General features: G+C 62.6%; 15 protein-coding genes. 3 read left to right on the top strand and 12 right to left on the bottom strand.

The features are described 5' to 3' along the window. Positions 1-326: 326 nt before the first annotated feature. Positions 327-1,391 (top strand): hypothetical protein, encoded by a 1,065-nt coding sequence (locus E1N52_RS40200; RefSeq protein ID WP_133190362.1) that lies wholly within the window; start codon positions 327-329, stop codon positions 1,389-1,391. A 155-nt stretch (positions 1,392-1,546) separates the two neighbouring features. Here the strand turns inward: E1N52_RS40200 and E1N52_RS40195 are convergent, their stop codons facing one another. From E1N52_RS40195 to msuE, 9 genes are all read right to left on the bottom strand, one after another. Then, entirely contained in the window at positions 1,547-2,680 is a 1,134-nt protein-coding gene (locus E1N52_RS40195; RefSeq protein ID WP_133190360.1) for a sensor histidine kinase, read from the bottom strand. 325 nt (positions 2,681-3,005) lie between these two features. Then, positions 3,006-3,809 carry a lipid II flippase Amj family protein gene (locus E1N52_RS40190; RefSeq protein ID WP_133190358.1) on the bottom strand — a complete coding sequence of 268 codons (804 nt, stop codon included), beginning with the start codon at positions 3,807-3,809 and terminating at the stop codon, positions 3,006-3,008. A gap of 719 nt (positions 3,810-4,528) precedes the next feature. Beyond that, the gene (locus tag E1N52_RS40185) at positions 4,529-5,329 is read right to left on the bottom strand and encodes an ABC transporter ATP-binding protein (RefSeq protein ID WP_133190356.1); all 801 of its coding nucleotides are present in this window, start codon (positions 5,327-5,329) and stop codon (positions 4,529-4,531) included. A gap of 1 nt (position 5,330) precedes the next feature. Beyond that, positions 5,331-6,695: an ABC transporter substrate-binding protein gene (locus tag E1N52_RS40180; RefSeq protein ID WP_205965752.1), complete on the bottom strand. Its 1,365-nt coding sequence runs from the start codon at positions 6,693-6,695 to the stop codon at positions 5,331-5,333. Positions 6,696-6,749: 54 nt separating this feature from the next. Further along, entirely contained in the window at positions 6,750-7,784 is a 1,035-nt protein-coding gene (locus E1N52_RS40175; protein WP_133190354.1) for a branched-chain amino acid ABC transporter permease, read from the bottom strand. Positions 7,785-7,794: 10 nt separating this feature from the next. Continuing rightward, positions 7,795-8,676: a branched-chain amino acid ABC transporter permease gene (locus E1N52_RS40170; protein WP_133190352.1), complete on the bottom strand. Its 882-nt coding sequence runs from the start codon at positions 8,674-8,676 to the stop codon at positions 7,795-7,797. A gap of 12 nt (positions 8,677-8,688) precedes the next feature. Continuing rightward, positions 8,689-9,468 carry an ABC transporter ATP-binding protein gene (locus E1N52_RS40165; protein ID WP_133190350.1) on the bottom strand — a complete coding sequence of 260 codons (780 nt, stop codon included), beginning with the start codon at positions 9,466-9,468 and terminating at the stop codon, positions 8,689-8,691. A gap of 99 nt (positions 9,469-9,567) precedes the next feature. Beyond that, positions 9,568-10,671: a dimethylsulfone monooxygenase SfnG gene (gene sfnG / locus E1N52_RS40160; RefSeq protein ID WP_133190348.1), complete on the bottom strand. Its 1,104-nt coding sequence runs from the start codon at positions 10,669-10,671 to the stop codon at positions 9,568-9,570. Positions 10,672-10,697: 26 nt separating this feature from the next. Next, positions 10,698-11,267, bottom strand: a complete 570-nt coding sequence (gene msuE, locus E1N52_RS40155) for an FMN reductase (RefSeq protein WP_133190346.1) — start codon at positions 11,265-11,267, stop codon at positions 10,698-10,700. A gap of 436 nt (positions 11,268-11,703) precedes the next feature. On the opposite strand from msuE, the gene E1N52_RS40150 reads away from it, so the two are divergent. Beyond that, a complete protein-coding gene (locus E1N52_RS40150; protein ID WP_133190344.1) occupies positions 11,704-12,930 on the top strand; it encodes an acyl-CoA dehydrogenase family protein in 1,227 nt (408 codons plus the stop codon). Beyond that, a complete protein-coding gene (locus E1N52_RS40145; protein ID WP_133190342.1) occupies positions 12,927-14,027 on the top strand; it encodes a sigma-54 interaction domain-containing protein in 1,101 nt (366 codons plus the stop codon). The genes E1N52_RS40150 and E1N52_RS40145 overlap by 4 nt, the downstream gene beginning before the upstream one ends. 36 nt (positions 14,028-14,063) lie before the next feature. Here the strand turns inward: E1N52_RS40145 and E1N52_RS40140 are convergent, their stop codons facing one another. The 3 genes from E1N52_RS40140 to E1N52_RS40130 form a co-directional block, all read right to left on the bottom strand. Further along, positions 14,064-15,332, bottom strand: coding sequence for an acyl-CoA dehydrogenase family protein (locus E1N52_RS40140; RefSeq protein WP_133190340.1), 1,269 nt, complete (start codon positions 15,330-15,332; stop codon positions 14,064-14,066). A 247-nt stretch (positions 15,333-15,579) separates the two neighbouring features. Then, positions 15,580-15,999: a c-type cytochrome gene (locus E1N52_RS40135; protein WP_133190338.1), complete on the bottom strand. Its 420-nt coding sequence runs from the start codon at positions 15,997-15,999 to the stop codon at positions 15,580-15,582. Beyond that, on the bottom strand, positions 15,992-17,575 hold the full coding sequence (locus tag E1N52_RS40130) for a flavin monoamine oxidase family protein (protein ID WP_133190336.1): 1,584 nt from the start codon (positions 17,573-17,575) through the stop codon (positions 15,992-15,994). Before E1N52_RS40130 ends, E1N52_RS40135 begins: the two co-directional genes overlap by 8 nt. Between the last annotated feature and the right edge of the window lie 93 nt (positions 17,576-17,668).

Genomic DNA, 17,668 nt, shown 5'->3' with positions numbered 1-17,668 from the left:
AGCCATGCAACATGACCGCACCCATCGCATCGTTGCAGACGGCATTGCCCGAAAGAAAGCGTTCGAGGAATTCCAGCTCTTCGTCAGTCAACGGATTGTTGAGTTCGGGATCAGGATGATCGAATTTCATGGTATGTCCGTGGGGTATGCGGCAACCGCAATGCAGTTCACCCGCTTCGCCATTGCCGCCGACGTTCAGCGCGACGCCGCGCCTCCGGGAAGCCTCTCCGGCCAGTGTCACAGTCCCTGCATTTTATCCGAGGCGCGATGCACAGACCGGACGCCGGGCGACACGCGACGAAAGGACGAAGCGCAAAATATCGACGATGAACCCCACAGCAAAGCGGAACACCCAACGGCCCATGACCTGCGCGAGTACGGTGCAGGGCCAGCGCCTGCCCGTGATCGACATCACTGACCCGCGTTTCGCCCTGCCAGCCGATGCCGACGCCATCACGGCGCTCTTCGCATCGTACGTAGCCGACGAACGGCGCAGAGCCAGGGTTCCGACGTTTATCACGCGCATGATATTGGCGCTCGCATCCAGGCGCGCACCGCTGCTCCGTTCTGTCGTAAGCGCCAGGAGTGGCTTTCTCGACGGGCTGAGCACTTACCTGCTGAAACTCGGCCCGGACAATCTGCCGCCCCCCTTCAACAGTGAGATCGATCGCAGATTCGCGGCCTCACCGCACGTTGTGTCGATGCGGCTGAAGCTGCAGCAGGTCGCCCATCTGCAAACCCGGGCACTGGTATCCGAACTCGACGCAGATGGGACTGCGCCGCTGCACCTGATCAACCTCGGTGGAGGTACGGCGATCGACACACTCAATACGCTGATTCTGCTCAATCAGCTGCGACGACAAGCGCTGGCAGCACGCAACATCACGATCAGCGTACTGGACATTGATCGCGATGGCCCCCAATTCGGTGCCGCTGCCTTGCGTGCGTTGTGTGCGCACGGTAGTGCGCTAGAGGGGCTTCGCGTAAGGTTCGTTCACTATCCATACGACTGGAACGAGCCCGCGTGCCTCGCAGGAATCGTTGAAAACGCAATCATGTCCGGTGCGATCGTCGCCGCTTCTTCAGAAGGTGGGCTGTTTGAATACGGCACTGATGCAGCAGTTCTCGCCAACCTGCGCGCATTATGCCCGCGTGTACATGGGCAAAAAATAGTGGTCACCGGCTCGGTGACACGCGACGACGAAGCAAGGCGCCGCTCCATCTCTGCGCACAGTTTTGCACTTGTACCTCGCGGCCTGGCGGGAATTGAGGCGCTTGCATCACGCGCGGGTTTCTCAGTGGAGCGCGCCGAAACCACACCGCTGAGCGATCAGGTTCTTCTGCTTCCGGTGGACCCGACTGCACCTCGGTTACCTTCGTGCAACGGCTGATGCCCAAAAGTCGGCCCTGCCTTGAGTGTGGACGACCACAGCAAAGGGCCGCACTGTGTCCATCGACTGCCCGCGGCAATCATCTTGGGAGGATGATTCATGAAACGGGCATAAACGACCCTCAAGGGACGGTCGAGCCGCTCGAAATCAGACGCTCATCCACTCAGTACTGTATTGCGCGGCAGGCGTACCGCGAACGCGGTTTCCGTCTGGTCGGAACGCGCTTCGATCGTGGCGTCATGGGCCTTGGCGATTTCGCTCGCGATATACAAACCGAGTCCGAGACTGCCGTCGCTGTCTCGCCTCTTCTCATGATCCGGGCCACGCTGGAGAGGATCAAAGATACGCTCCAGTAACGACTGCTCAATGGCGGGTCCGCTGTTCCTGACTTCGAAACGCACCTCCGCTTCGTCGCCCGTCACCACCACGCGTACCGGGGCGTTCGATGCTCCATACCTGATCGCGTTGATCACCAGATTGCCAAGCAACTGCTGCAGACGAGGGCCATCCCAGACGCCGCGGGTGTTGCCCTGCAGCTGCAGTTCGATCTGCCTGTCCGGATGAACGGCGCGCAATTGGTCTAACTCATCGGCGAACACTTTCGCCAGATCAACGTTAGTGGGTGTGACGCGAATACCGAGGCCCAGCCTGGTCCGGTTGAAATCGCACAGGTCATCAAGAAGCGACTGCATGCGAGCACCGCTTCGTATCAGGCGGGCTGCCGCTTCCGAAACGCGCTCCCCTGCATTCAGGGCGCCCAGATATGAAGCGGTCACCTGAATCGTTTGAAGCGGGCTGCGCATGTCGTGCCCGAGCATTCCAAGCAACAGATTGCGCGCCAGATCGACCTGTTCGCTGAATAGGCCGACCGATTCCGCGAGCGCCTGATCGATGGCTTCATTGAAGCGGATGATGTCGTCCAGATGCGGCGCTTCGGGCTGGCAGTCGTCCATCCACATACGAAGCACGCTTGCGCGTAGCGCGCGGTACTCGGCGGCCAGCTGTATGACGTTAAAGCCGTGTCGCGCGCGCAGAACGGCATGTGTTTGAGCGGCTGTCTCCGGAGCGTCGATCGGCACGGGGGCTTGGCCCCATGATTTTTCGTGTTGCGCGCCCCGCGTCTGCGAAGTCTGCAAGTCCCTGGCCACCGCTTCGAGAATCTGCTTCGCGTGGTCGCGCAGAGCTAACGACCCCATGCCAGCTGCAGCTGGAAACAGAGTGGATGCAAACGCCTCCCATTGCGCCACAATGGGCTCCCTATTTCGCAAGATGAAATCAGCAAGTCGCATGCCTCTTCCTGCAGAAAAAGGTCAAAGGGGGACATTGTCGCGGAATTTACCCGACCCGTGAATTCGCGATACAACCCGGTCGGGTTTACGCTACATCGAGTTGCCGCTATCAGGCCCCCATCGCCGACCGGCCGCTCATGGCCGAGGTTGTGTCAAAACGCGTGACGTCGACATCTGGCGCGAAAGTCGACCCACCAGAATGCTCTGTATCGGCTTCGCGGCACTTGGGGAAGGGCAAAGCGACACCCGAAAACCGGGTAATTTCGAGTTTTGACACGGCCTCGGCCGCCCGCTGCCCGACACGTATCCGGTATTGGTCGCAGCGCTAAATAAGTTCGGCGATGCGAACAATGATCAATGCCGCTGGAACGAGCGCCGCCTGAGCGCACAGCGTCCCGAGCACACGCGCACCCGCGAGGGTTGTGATGGCCCGCCGGAAGCTGTTTTCTGAAATCCGACCTTCGATTACGTCGTCAGTCATGACTGAAACTTGCGGATCGATGACGACCGCCAACACCACCGTCGCAAAACCATTGATAACTGATGACAGGTTCGCACATGTAACGCGCAGATCAGGTTTCAGGTATCCAGCGTAGAGCGACGCGAAAACGCCGACTGTCCAGATCGCCATTGCGACTACGTTTAGCCCGATGACTTTCCAGGAAACGCCCGCCCCAGTCGCTAGTTGGGTGACGTTGTGTCGGGACGGGAGCCGCGCTCCAAGCCGAATGTAGCTGACGCCTCCGCGACTGAAGATATGGAGTAGCAGACGAGGGATCGAGCGATTTGCCTGGAAGTGGTCGGCAGCGCGGCTGAAATAACGTTGAAACGTGGGAATGAGAAACGCACCGACTGTGCTTGCCACCGTGGCGGCTAGCAGAAAAAGCCGAAAGTCCCCGAGCAAACCATGCTCCAGGTGATGCGCGAAATCCATCTCAACCCGCTTCGCGATGAATGGTCCCTGAAAGGAATTTGCCGTCCGGGAAACCAGGGCGATGATTCCGAATAGGGAGAATGACACGGCGATACGACGCGTGCGAACGCCGGCAATCCGAACCGCATACGCCAGCGTCGCAATCACATGGATTACGAATGTAAGCCCGCATATGATCAACAGCTGAATGTCCATGTCGTTGGCACGAGGTTGGCAAGCATCGAGGCCTACGACTGTACACCGCCGCTCCGATTGTTGACGACTTTGCTTTACTCGCCGTGTGACCGGAACTGGCCGTCAAGCGTCTTTGGCTCCAATTGGCGTCAGTCATCCGTCGGCGCCGTCTCCACGCACAGCGGGAAAAAGGTGGACAGCCTGATCGGTTCTGCCATCCTGTCTTGCGGGCCACACGTATATATATCGAAAAAATGCGGCCGATCCCACGCCATAATTATTTTGCAGTACGAGATATATGCCTCCTTCGTGATTGCCCTCCACTGGATCGGAGACACTGGCGACGTGGGTCAGCGGCCCGATTCATCCCCGCTACGCACAATCAAGACGTCGCAGCCATAGGACTTCGGCTGCGACAGCAGCGCGCTATCGGCGCGACTACCCATCTGCCTGAAGACCGGGTTTGGCGCGGTCGACCTGTGTGGCGGCCGAAATGGCGCAAGACCGTTAGTCGCGTTTTCCTGACGGATGGACTCAGCGGGTGGCAGCGAATGGCGATTTGACAGTTTGCCAGTATTGTCGAAAATTACGCGCCCGGTGAACCATAGCTCACAACAAATTCGTCGCTGCTCCGAATTGCTAGCTATGTGTCCACGGCACGATTGCGATTTCTTTTTCCCACCTCTGGAGACCGCACTGCCGCCCACGCCGCGGCTCATGATGCGGAAACGAGAAGCGTATCAGGTAGCCGAATACTGTCTCTCACGCCGAGAGCGACGCGCAGCGTAATCGCCGACGGCGCCCCCAAGGTATGCGTCACGCAGCACGTCGAGCCGCGCAAGTTCGGCTGTCGCTCCGTATGCAACCACGCGACCGCCTTCGAGTACATAGCCATGCTGCGCATAACGCAGCGCCATGGTCGCGTTCTGCTCGGCAAGCAGGAAGCTCACACCCTCGTCGCGGTTGAGCGCCGCGACAATCTCGAAAATTTCCTCGACGACCATCGGCGCAAGCCCCATTGAAGGCTCGTCGAGCAGCACGAGCGAGGGACGCGCCATCAGCGCCCGACCGATCGCCACCATCTGCTGCTCGCCACCCGACGTCAATCCCGCCAGCGACTGGCGCTTGACCTTCAGACGCGGAAAGATCCCGTAGATCCGCTCGAGATCGGCCTCGATCTCAGCCCGTCGCGGCCGCCTGGCGAACGACCCGATCCGCAGGTTTTCCTCGACCGACAGATGCGCAAAGCAGCGCCGCCCTTCCAGCACCTGGACCAGCCCGCGCTCGACCAGCGTCCATGGCTCGACGCGCGCGATGTCTGCGCCGCGGTAGACGACTCGGCCACCCGTCAGCTCGCCGCGCTCCGCGCGCACGAGATTCGAGATCGCCTTGAGCGTGGTCGTCTTGCCCGCGCCGTTGCCGCCGAGCAGCGCGACGATCGCACCCTCGGGCACCGCCAGCGACACCCCGCGCAGGGCGGGGATGATCTGGCTGTAGGTCACGGCGATCTCATCGACCTGCAGGATCGGGGGGCTCGCCATGTCAGAGGTCCTTGCTGCAATCGCGCGGCGTAATACCCTTTTCCCTCGCGTACGACAGCGCCGACTTCTCGATGATCGGACGCAGCAGCGCGCGGTCTGCCTGCACCCAGTTGCTGATCACGGTCCACTTCTGGCCGTCCCATTGCTGGAAGCGCACGGCACCGCCGCCTTCGTGGTCCGCGCAGGTCAGCTTGAGCGGCTGGACAAGGCCGAGTGCGCCGAGTTGCTTGAGGCGCGCATCGTCGAGATCCAGATGCTCGAAGCCCCAGCGCACCTGTTCGCCAGTGAGCGGCTTGTTGCCGAACTTGCGCTGCGCGACGCGCACCGCCTCGACGTTGAGAATGCCGTTCACCACACCCAGGTTGTAATAGACGGTCCCAAAGCGTGCCGGATCCTTGAGGTTGCCGTTCCCCGGCTTGATGACGTACTGGTTGATCGCCTGCAGCACCGGGTAGTCCGTGCCCGAGGGGTGCGTCGTGATCGAGATAAAGCCTTTGGCCGCATCGCCCGCTGGCCGCACGTCTTCCTCGGAGTTGCTCCAGATATTGCCGATGATGTGATCGACCGGATAGCCGACCTTCTGCGCGGTCTTGATCGCCACCGGATTCATCACACCCCAGCCCCGCAGGATCACCCAGTCGGGATTAACCTGGTGAATCTTCAGCCACTGCGAACCCTGTTCGTTGCCAGGATGCGGCACTTCGATCTGGGTCACGTCAAAACCGTATTTCTTCGCGAGCAGATCGACCACAGGAATCGTTTCGCGGCCATACGGCGAACCGTGATACAGCACGACAATCTTCTTGCCCTTGAGGGAGGCGAGACCTCCCGAGCGCTGCCCGATATAGTTGACGATCGCGGAGACCTCGCTGTACGGATTCAGCTGCAGCGGGAACACATAAGGGAACACTGCGCCGTCGGTCGAATCGGTGCGGCCATGGTTGATCGTGATGAGCGGGATCTTGTCGGCCGTCGAACGGTCGAGTGTCGCGTAAGCGATACCGACCGACAACGGGTTCGTAGCCGCAGTCGGCGCGCCGTCGGGACCACCGTGCTTCAGACGCTCATAGCACTCGATGCCCTTCTCCACCACATATTCGGTCTCGCACTCCTTCCATACGAGTTTGACGCCGTTCACGCCCCCGTCGCGCGCGTTGATCAGCTGGAGATAGTCGATGAAGCCGCCAAAGAAGCCGCTGCCGCCAGCCGCGTACGGGCCGACCCGGTAGCTTTGCAGCGGAAAGTATTCCTCACCCGCCGCATGCACCTGAGGCAACGCGCCAATGGTGAGCGCAAGCGCGGCCACGCAAGCCGAGGACCACTTTCCCCATTTCGTGCGAACGGGACTAACATTATTATTTCGCATAACAAACTATTCCTTGGAAGATAAGAGAGACAATGAGGCGGAGAGATTAACGGCTCACGATTGCTTCGGCCGACGTTGACGGACGATCTGCACGAGTCTCGCGAGGCCTTCCGGTTCCTTGATCAGAAAGACGATGATCAGCGTACCGAAGACGATCTTCTGCAGGTTCGGCACCTGGTCTGCGCCGATGCCTGCGTGGGCCAGCGCGCCAGCCGCGTTTGAAAGCAGGATCGGCAGCAACACGATGAAGGCCGCGCCCAGAATGTTGCCCGAGATGCTGCCCATGCCGCCAATGATGATGATGAACAGCACCTGGAACGAAAGATTCAGGTTGAAGCCGTCGGGCTCGATCGTGCCGAGATACGCGAAGGCCCACAGCGCGCCGGCGATGCCGAGCACGAAGGAGCTCAGCGCGAAGGCCAGCAGCTTGCTGTGCCCCACCGGGATGCCGATCACGCGCGCGGCGGCTTCCATGTCGCGTACAGCCATCCAGCGTCGGCCCAGTTCGCTGCGCACGAGGCTCGCGCCAAATACGAAGAGCACGGTCGCGACGCCAAGCACGAACAGGTAGCGCGACACCGGCGTGTCGATGCGCCAATGACCGATCGCGAGCTGCGGCGCGCTCAGCACGCCGGACGTATCGTAGTTCGAGAACCACCCCACGCGCGTGAACAGCCAGACCACGAAGAACTGGGCGGCCAGCGTCGAGACGATCAGGTAGAAGCCCTTGATCCGCAGGCTCGGCAGTCCGAACAACACGCCGGCCGCGGCGCTGGCCAGGCCGCCGAGCAGCAGGTCGACCGGCAACGGCAACACGGGCACGCGCACGAGCAGGTTGTAGGTCGCATAGGCGCCGATCGACATGAACGCCGCCGAGCCTAGCGACAACTGCCCCGCATAGCCGGTCAGGAAGTTCAGGCCGAGTCCAGCCACGGACAGGATCAGAAACGGCACGAGGATCGCGTTCAGCCAGTAGTCGTTCGCGACGAATGGCACGCCCGCGAAGGCGACGAGCGCACCCGCAAGCGGCACGGCCAGCTGGCGCAGGTTCAGCCGGCGCGGTTCGGCGAGGGGACGGGTCAGTTCCATCAAGGTTTCCTCAAACGCGCTCGACGGCCGCTTCGCCGAACAGGCCGGACGGGCGCGCGAGCAGGAACAGCATCGCAAGCAGATAGGGAAACCAGTTCTCGATGCCGTCGCCGATCAGCGTCCCCACATAGACCTCGGCCAGCTTTTCCGTCGCGCCGACCAGCAGCCCACCAACGATCGCGCCGCCGATCGACGAGAAGCCGCCGATGATCAGCACGGGCAACGCCTTGAGCACGACGAGCGAGAGCGAGAACTGCACGCCCAGGCGCGCGCCCCAAAGCAGGCCCGCAACGAGGCTGACGAAGCCGGCCAGCGCCCAGACGATTGCCCAGATGCGCGGCAGCCGCACGCCGACCGCGAACGCGGCAAGCGGATCGTCGGCCACGGCGCGCAGCGACAGGCCAAAGCGCGAGCGCTTCGCGAGCTGCGACAGCGCGAGTACCAGCACGCCAGCGGTGGCGGCCGCGAACAGGTCGAAGCGGCTCACCATCACGCCGGCCAGGTGCAGCGGCCGGTCGTCGATGCCGAGATCGAGCCCGTGCACCTGCGCGCCCCATAAAAGTTGCGCCGCGCCTTCGAGAATCAGGCTCAGGCCGAGCGTGGCCATGAACAGCACGATCGGCGCGCGGTTGACGAGCGGCCGCAGCACGAAACGGCCGGTTGCGATCGCGATCAGCACGAGCGCGGCGAGCGTCGCGCCGAACGACAGCCACGGGTTCCAGCCGCGTTCGACGAGGCTCACGTAGGTCAGCGCGCCGAACAGCACGAGTGAGCCCTGCGCGAAGTTGAAGATGCCCGACGCCTTGTAGATCAGCACGAAGCCGATCGCGACCAGCGAATACATCACGCCGGCGAGCAGTCCGCCCACCAGCACCTCGATAAAAAATTGCATTGCGCGCCCCTCTCAATGACGAGTGCCGAGATAGGCCGCCAGCACATCCGGGTTCATGCGGACTTCGTCGGGGCCGCCGTCGGCGATCTTTTTTCCGTAATCGAGCACCACCACGTGATCGGACAAGCCCATTACCACGCCGATGTCGTGCTCGATCAGCACGACCGTCACACCGAGATGCTCGTTGGCATCGAGCACATACCCGGCCATCGCGTGCTTCTCCTCGGTATTCATGCCGGCCATGGGCTCGTCGAGGAGCAGGAGGCGCGGTTCGGCCGCCAGCGCACGCGCGAGCTCGACCCGTTTCTGCAACCCGTAGGACAGTGTGCCCACCACGCTGTCGCGCCATGGCTGCAGATCCAGCGCTTCGATCAGGCGCTCCGCACGCTCGCGCTGCAAGGCTTCATCGCTGGCCGCCCGGCCAACGTGCAGCGTCTGTTCGAGCCATGTACTGCGGCGATGCAGGTTGCGCCCGGCCAGCACGTTGTCGAACACGCTCATGCGCCTGAACAGCGCGAGGTTCTGGAACGTGCGCGCGATGCCGCGATGCGCAGCGTCGTGCGCGTCCATGCGCCGGTACGCATGACCATCGAAACGCAGCGTGCCGTGCTGCGGACGATAGACACCATTGATCACGTTCAGCAGCGAACTCTTGCCCGCGCCGTTCGGGCCGATCAATGCGCAGATCTCGCCTGCCGCGACTTCGAAACTGATATCGGTAATGGCCTTGACGCCCCCGAACGACACGGAAATGCCGTCGAGCGCGAGCAGGGCCGTCGAGGCTTGCATCATGCTGATTCACCCCTCGGGGTGCCGTTTCCCAGTTGTGTCCGTCTTTTCCCTGTGGCCGTGTCCGCTCGTGCGCCCGGCCACGCTCCGCCGCCACTGGCGTCAGGCGGCCTGCTTTTCGCGCTGTGCCTCGAGCTCGCGCACGAGCGGCAGCACCTTCTTGCCGAAATACTCGACTTCCTCGATGAAATGCAGGAAGCCGGTCAGCACCAGGTCGACCCCGATCGACTTGAGTTCGACGATGCGTTCGGCAATCTGCTGCGGCGTGCCGATCAGGTTCGTACGGAAGCCGTCGTTGTACTGGACGAGATCCTCGAAGGTCGACTTGGCCCAGTTGCCCTCGCCTTCCGGCGACGCCTTGCCGGCCTCCTTGACCGCATCGCCGAACGCGTGCACCGCCTCGACGTGCGCGTGCCTGATGATGTCGTCGAGCACGGCCTTCGCTTCCTCTTCGGTATCGCGCGCAATCACGAAGGCATTCACGCCGATACGCACCTGGTGATTGTTCTGCGCCGCCTTCGCGCGGATATCGTCGATCTGGGCCTTGAGATTCTCGGGCGTGTTGCCGTTCGTGAAATACCAGTCCGACACGCTCGCCGCGTTATCGCGCGCCGCGCGCGAACTGCCGCCCTGGAAAATCTCGGGATGGGGCTTCTGCACCGGCTTTGGACTCAACGTGTAGTTGTTGAAGCGGTAGAAGTCGCCCTTGAACGTGAAGTTGTCCTCGGTCCAGATCCCCTTGAGCGCGCGGATGAACTCGTTCGAGCGGCGATAACGCTCGTCGTGTTCGAGCCACGGCTCGCCGATCGCAGTGAACTCGCCCTTGAACCAGCCGCTCACGACGTTGATCGCGATGCGGCCGTTAGAGATGTGGTCAATCGTGGCGATCTGCTTGGCGACCACGGCCGGATGCCACGGGCCGGGCAGGATCGCCGCGAGCACCTTGAGCTTCGTGGTCGACTGCAGCAGCGCCTGGCTGAACGAGACCGACTCGTGCTGATACTCCGCGCCGTAGCCGGCCGTGAAGCGGATCTGGCTCAGCGCGTATTCGAAGCCGGCGCGCTCGGCGGTCTGCGCAAGACGCTGGTTGTAGTCGAGGCTCCAGTCGGTGCGCTGCTCGATCGTGCTGACGACAAGGCCGCCGCTTACATTCGGCACCCAGTAGGCGAACTTGACGGCGTTGTCGGTGTGGGAGGTCTGGCTCATTGAAGGTTCCTTGAATGACTTTGGATTCAGACGGCAAGCGCCGCAGTAACGTTTTCCGCACGTGCACCGACGTACGGTGCCGCACGCTCGACAGCGAGTGCGATACGAGCGCGCAACGCGTCGCTTGCGATCTCGTAGCGATCAAAATCGCTTTCGGAGGCGTAGACGCCGATCGGCAGCGTGTGCGCCTGGAAGAAGCTGAAGAGCGGCCGCAGCTGGTGATCGATGACGAGCGCGTGACGCTCGCTGCCGCCCGTGGCGGCCAGCAAAACTGGCACGTCGATCAGCGCCTCGTGATGCACGAGATCGAACAGATGCTTGAAGAAGCCGGTATATGAAGCGCGATAAACCGGACTGGCCGCGATCACGAGGTCGGCTGTCTCGATCGCGCGGATGTGTTCATCGATATCCGCGGGCACCTGCGCACGCGTGAGCGCACCGGAAAGTCGCCCGGCGATCTCGCCCAGATCGATCACGCGAATTTCGACAGGCAGCGCAGCCTCCAGCGCGGACAGCAGCGACTGCACCAGCGCCAGCGTGCGCGACGGCTGCTGCAAGCTGCCAGACACTGCCACGATCTTGTGTTTCTTGCTCATGAGGATTCCTTCGTGAATCGGGACATGCCTGACCGGTCCCGTCATGAGCTAAAGGCAAGGACTGTGCCAAATCTCGAGAACTGGCCACTCACGGCAGAACGGCTGACATAGCAGCAGTTTTCGTCGTCGAGCGGCTTTCCAGAAGGGGAAATGCACCTGATAAGCACATCCCGGCGACACTCGAATCGATATGCCGACATGTGATGACGCACCGGCAACAACGCTGCTTCTTCGCTGCTTCCCACGCAGCAGCGGCGGTTCGTCACATGAATGGAAGTACTTAAGACGCATGGCTTCGTGTCTCGATGCTGCCAGCGCAGCAGCCTGATTAGGTTATGAGAAATCCTTGCTTCTCTCGCCGGCCAAAACCTTGAACACTGTGCTGATCCTGCAGCATGCATGCGCGTGCAGTGCTGCTTCACCCGACCTCACTGCAATGGCATCCATTTCCCTATCGTTGCCGCTGGCCGACACGCCTGAGGACATCCGGTCCATCCCGCAGGACGAATCGCCATTGAGCGTCGCCCGGCGTCTTGCCGAACGCTTTGCGCGGACCGCAGCGGAGCGCGACGCGCGCGGCGGCACACCGAAGGCGGAACGCGACGCGCTGCGTGCGAGCGGCCTGCTCGCACTGAGCATCCCGACCGTTCATGCCGGGCTCGGTGCGGACTGGCGCACGACGCTCGACGTCGTGCGCGTGCTCGCGTGCGCCGACAGTTCACTCGCGCACGTGTTCGGATTCCATCACCTGATGCTGGCCACGGCTCGCCTGTTCGGCTCGCGGGAGCAATGGCAGGCGTTGTTCGAACAGACCTCGCGGCACCGGTGGTTCTGGGGCAATGCGCTCAATCCACTCGACGAACGCACGCTGGCTCACCCGTGCAGTGGGTGGCTCGAATTTAGCGGACAGAAGAGCTTCTGCTCGGGCGCGCTCGACTCGGAAATGTTGATCGTCTCCGCGCGCCACGCCGACACGCGCGCGTTTCTCGTGGCCGCCGTGCCAACCCAGCGCAGCGGCATCGCGATCGCAGACGACTGGAATAATTTCGGCCAACGCCAGACCGACAGCGGTTCGGTGACGTTCGAACGGGTCCGCGTCGAGCATCACGAGATCCTTTCGGACCCAGGACCGCTCTCGTCGCCGTTTGCGTGCCTGAGGCCGCTCATTGCACAACTGATCCTGACGAACATCTATCTCGGTATTGGCGAGGCCGCGTTCGAGGACGCACGCCACTACACCCTGAACGAAGCGCGGCCCTGGCCCGCCGCGAAGGTCGCGAGCACCGGCGAGGATCCGTACATCCTGAGCCAGTACGGCGAGTTCTGGCTCGGACTGGAATCCGCGCGCGCGCTCGCGGACCGGGCCGCCGCAGGACTGGACAATGCATGGTCGCGCAACACCCGTCTCACGGCGACAGAACGCGGCGAGGTGGCGCTGGCGATTGCCAGCGCGAAGGTCGCCGCCGCGCAAACGGGTCTCGACATCTGTACGCGCATGTTCGATGTCGCCGGCGCCCGCGCGACCCACGGAGAACTCCGGCTCGATCGCCACTGGCGCAACCTGCGCACCCATACGCTGCACGATCCGCTCGCCTACAAGATCCGTGAGATCGGCGAATGGGCGCTCAAACGAACCTATCCTTCGCCGAGCTTCTACTCATGAACCAACCGCTCCCCCATGCATGGTCAGACGATGCCGAAGCCAACGGCGATGTCCCCGTCCTGACGTTGCCGCACAGGCATTCGCTGACCACCTCGATCCGCGCACGTGCGCAGGTCTTCGTCGATCCCCGCTCGATCGAACTGCTTGAGCGGATCCAGCTGGTCGCGCCAAGTGACGCAAATATCCTGATCATCGGCGAGACCGGCACGGGCAAGGAGCTGATCGCGCGCCACGTCCACAGCCTGAGCGGGCGGCGCGACAAGCCGTTTGTCGCGGTCAACTGCGGCGCGTTTTCTGAAACGCTGGTCGAAAGCGAGCTGTTCGGACACGAGAAAGGCGCCTTCACGGGCGCGTTCAACGCCAAGCCAGGCTGGTTCGAGGCGGCCAACGGCGGCACGTTGTTCCTCGACGAGATCGGCGACCTGCCGCTGTCGATGCAGGTCAAGCTGCTGCGCGTGCTGCAGGAGCGCGAGGTCGTGCGGCTCGGTTCGCGACACGGTATTCCGATCGACGTGCGCGTGGTGGCGGCGACGAACGTCCATCTGCAGCACGCGGTGGCGGCCGGGCATTTCCGCAGCGACCTGTTCTACCGGCTCAACGTCGTGCAGCTCGCCATTCCGACGCTGCGCGAGCGCACCGGCGACATCCTTCCGCTCGCCCGCTACTTCATCGAGGATTACCGCGGCCGGCTCGGTTACGGGCCAGGCACGATCTCGCCGCGCGCCGAACAGAAGCTGCTCGCGTACAGCTGGCCGGGCAACATTCGCGAGCTGGAGAACGTGATTCATCACGCCCTGCTCGTGAGCCGCCACGACACCCTGCAGGACGGTGACCTGCACCTGTTCTCGTCCGGCATCACGGCGGTGGCATCCACATCCGTGCCGAGCGGCCCGCACCACGCGCTCGAATCGGCGCTGCTCGAACTCTTCAACGGCGAGCACGAGAATCTCTTTGAGCAGATCGAGGACATGGTCATGCGCACGGCGTTCGAGTACAGCCACCGCAACCAGATTCAGGCTGCGAGACTCCTTGGCATCAGCCGCAACGTGTTGCGCGCGCGGCTGATCAGGACGAAGGAAATCGCAGCCCTCAAATAGCGGTGCCGTCCGCCGGACAGCACCGCGCCTTCGCACTCAGGCCACCTTCTGCACAGACGCGGGACCGGCGCCGATCGCCCAGACATACGGCGGCTCGGTCCCGTTGATTTCGCGGTCGCCCACGATACGTTCCTTGAAGACGATCGGGTTGTGCGAGGCTGCCGTGCGCGCGTTGCGCCAGTGGCGATCGAGACGCTTCTGCTCGCTCGTGCCCGATGCGCCGAGCGCATTGAACAGCAGCGTGGTCGCGCGCAGCACAAGCTCGGCAATCGCGCTCTGGCCGCGTGCGGAATCCAGTTCGGCGTCGACGTTCGCCTCGTGCTCGGCGTGCGCATCGCCGCCGAAACGCGCCTCGTACGCGCGTTGCGAAGCCTGCGCCGCGCGCACGGCTGTGGCTTCGGCCGCGAACACGAGCGACGAGACCTGGCCCACGACCTGCTGGACCTGCGGATCCTGCGCGAACGAAGGCGCATTGCCATGACTAAAGATGCGCCGGCGCGAACGCACCTCCTGCGAGATGTCGCGCAGCGCGGCGCGGCCCGTGCCCGCGAGCACGGCGAGCAGCACCAGCTGGTAGAACGCGGTCTGGTATTTGAAGCGCGTCGAAAAGTCGATGATGTCGATCTCGTCCACCTCGGCGGCGACAAACGTGGTCGTACCGCTGCCCGTCGTACGCTGGCCGAAGCCGTCCCAGTCGTCGTGATGCGTCACGCCGGGCTGCATTGCGCGCACGGCCGCGATCACGTCTTCTCCCGTGTCGTCGCGGCGCGCAAACACGTCAATCCAGTCGGCGAAGATGCTGCCTGTGCTGTAGTACTTCTCTCCGTTGACGACCCAGCGCGCGCCATCGCGCGACACGCGCGTGATCACGTCGCCGATCGCCACGCTGCCGATCTCGGTCCAGGCGTTGCCAACCAGTTCGCCGTCGACAAATCGCTTGAACCAGACATCGCGCGCCGCGCCGGGCTCCGCGTTGAGTCGGTCCTCGACGAACGCGAAGTGGCCGCGCAGCGCCTGCGGCAGATTTGAGTCCGCCTCGGCCAGTTCGATCAGCAACTGAATCAACTGAGGGAGCGATGCCCCCGCCCCGCCATGCTCGAGCGGCACGCGAACCGCGCCGAAGCCTGCAGCCTTGAGCCATTCGATCTGCTCATAAGGCAGGCTGCGAGCTCGCTCACGCTCAAGCACGCCCTCTGCGATGCGGGCGAAGATGGGTCGAAAACGTGAAGCGAGACGCTCGTAATCCGTACCGGGAGAAAGAACGGGAGCAACTGCCACCGTGCTGGCGAGATTCAATGCGGTCATAGGGGCTCCGGGTATCGGCTTGATGGTGGCCCGATGTCGGGCCTCGTTCTTTACCGGTAAGCAGAAGCCATGCCAATCGTTTTTGGGGGAACAGGTGTAAGCGCAACGGTAGAACCGTGTGCAGCTCGCTGGTTGAGCAACAGCACGCTGCTGATTCCCTGCTGGATTTTCAGCGATTCAAGGCGTAGAGCGCATTGATTCTGCGAGCGTCTATGAGGCCGCGCCTTGACAATCACGCCACGTGAGTTCAGCGCCAACTTCTAACCTGGCACGGCGTGACACTGTCGGCAAATCGATTACCGAAATGGGTTCTCGTGTAGTTGACGACAGCGGCAACCTGATCGTCACTCATCACGTCGCCAAACGGTGGCATCGCCCTTCTGCCGTTGAGCACGTTGACGATGACGTAAGGTGCTGCCTCGAGTGCCGGGTTGTCAGCGAGCGCCGGATAGTGACCCGCGCCCTGTGCCCCTTTCCCGTCCGGCATATGGCATCCCGCGCAGCTGGCGTTGTAAAGCGCTTCGCCGCCTGTTTCGGTGAAGTGATAACCCGGCGAGATCGTGAAAGTGCGTGGCTCGTCCTGTGCCATGACCTGAGCCGACACTTTCGCACCGCCCATCAGCAAAGCGCTCAGCATCACGCTGAGAATCAGCGTCGGCCTATCCATTAACGATTCTCCGATGCAACCGGGTGATCGCATCCAGTGACGACAGCACGGCACCTTCCTGCCACGCCGGGATATGCGAAGCGTGCTCTCCGGCCAGGACGACCCGTCCGTCAATCTGGCAGAGATTCGCGTAATGCGCCTTTCTCAACGCCTCCGTCCATGCGGCGAAGCAGCCATTCGTGAACGGTGACCGGCTCCAGCTCATCGCGAAGCCGCTCTGGTACTCGCGTGCGTACTGCGGATGAATCTGGCTGCCCTGACTCAATGCCACCGCGATCCGTTCGGCAGGCGGCAGCGCACCCATCTCGTAGCTTGCGGGCCCCCACATGTAAGCGCCGAGCAGCACCGCAGGACCGCTTGATCCGTAACCCGTCGCCGGATAGCCGACCGTCGAGATTGGCAGGTCGGTGTAGGTGATACCGCCGTAGATCTGTTCGTCTTCTTCCCAGAATCGCCGTCCGAACTGCAAGCCGATTTTCACCGATGTCTCGTAGGGCACGGCATCGATCGCGGCGCGCATGGCCGGCCCGACCGCAATGTCAATCTGACTCAGAATCGAGAGCGGGATGGTGCATACCACCCAATCGGCGTGAGCGGTCCGTTCGGTCCGGGTAGTGGTATCGGTATAGCGTACTGTGACACCCTGCTCATCCTGCAGGATGGCCGTGACTCTGGCGTTGAGCACGACGGCGCTCGCCACCTGCTCATGTAGCGCATGCGCGATCCTGTCCATGCCGCCGACGGGCTGGAAAATGGTGCTCTGGAAGTCCTGCTCGTTTCCGGTCGAAAGCCATTGCCACAAACGCGATGCAAGCAATGCATCGCGCGGGAACAGATCCGACGGCACGGCACGGGGCGCCAGACCACCACCCGGTGCGACCGAGAAACCGCGGCGTCCACTGCTTCGTCGGCCCGCGTGATAGCGACCATCCCGATCGAGCGCCCCCCATTGGCGCAGGGATTCGAGTAGCAGATGCGCATCTTCGGCTGACAGCGCGTCGTCGAGTGCGTCTTTGCGGACTGCCTTGGAAAGTAATTCAGCGATATAGCCTTGATAGTCGGTCTGCACTGCCCGGAATCGTTGCGGCTTGCCACCAAAAGCCTCCGTCGAATGCAGGTACGCGTTGTAATTCACCTGGATGAACGGCTCGAGCGGGACCTTCAGGCGTCTTGCATAGTCGAGTACGCCCTGGTGGTGATACGGAATGCGCCATGGCCCCGGGTTCAGATAAAGGCCGTCAGCGAACGTACAGTCCTGGGTGGCACCGCCGAGTTCTGTATAGCGATCACCGCCCCTCACAGTCCAGGCCCGCCCACCCGCGCGGTTGTTGTACTCGAGCACCTGCACCTGATAGCCCGCGTTCCGCAATTCGAAGGCCGCGACGAGGCCAGCCATGCCCGCGCCCAGCACGAGAATTCGGGTGCCTTTGGGTGCACCGTCAAGTCTGACCTGCCCTGCGTAAGTCGAAGCAGCGGCGAACCCGAGCGTACCCATGCCCTGCATCATGGCGGCCGCGCCGAGGTTCTTGCCAATCAGTGTCAGCAGGTGCCGGCGGCTCATCGCATGCGTGGTCATTCTCGACATAAGGACGTGGTGCCCCGACTGGAGAGAAACGATGGCGGACGAAAACAGATGGCATCCCGGACAGCATTGGTACGCGCCTGCTTC

This window comes from Paraburkholderia guartelaensis (assembly GCF_004353905.1).
GTDB lineage: Bacteria > Pseudomonadota > Gammaproteobacteria > Burkholderiales > Burkholderiaceae > Paraburkholderia > Paraburkholderia guartelaensis.
The sequence above is the reverse complement of the archived record's forward strand: the minus strand, read 5'-3'. Positions and strand labels throughout refer to the sequence as shown.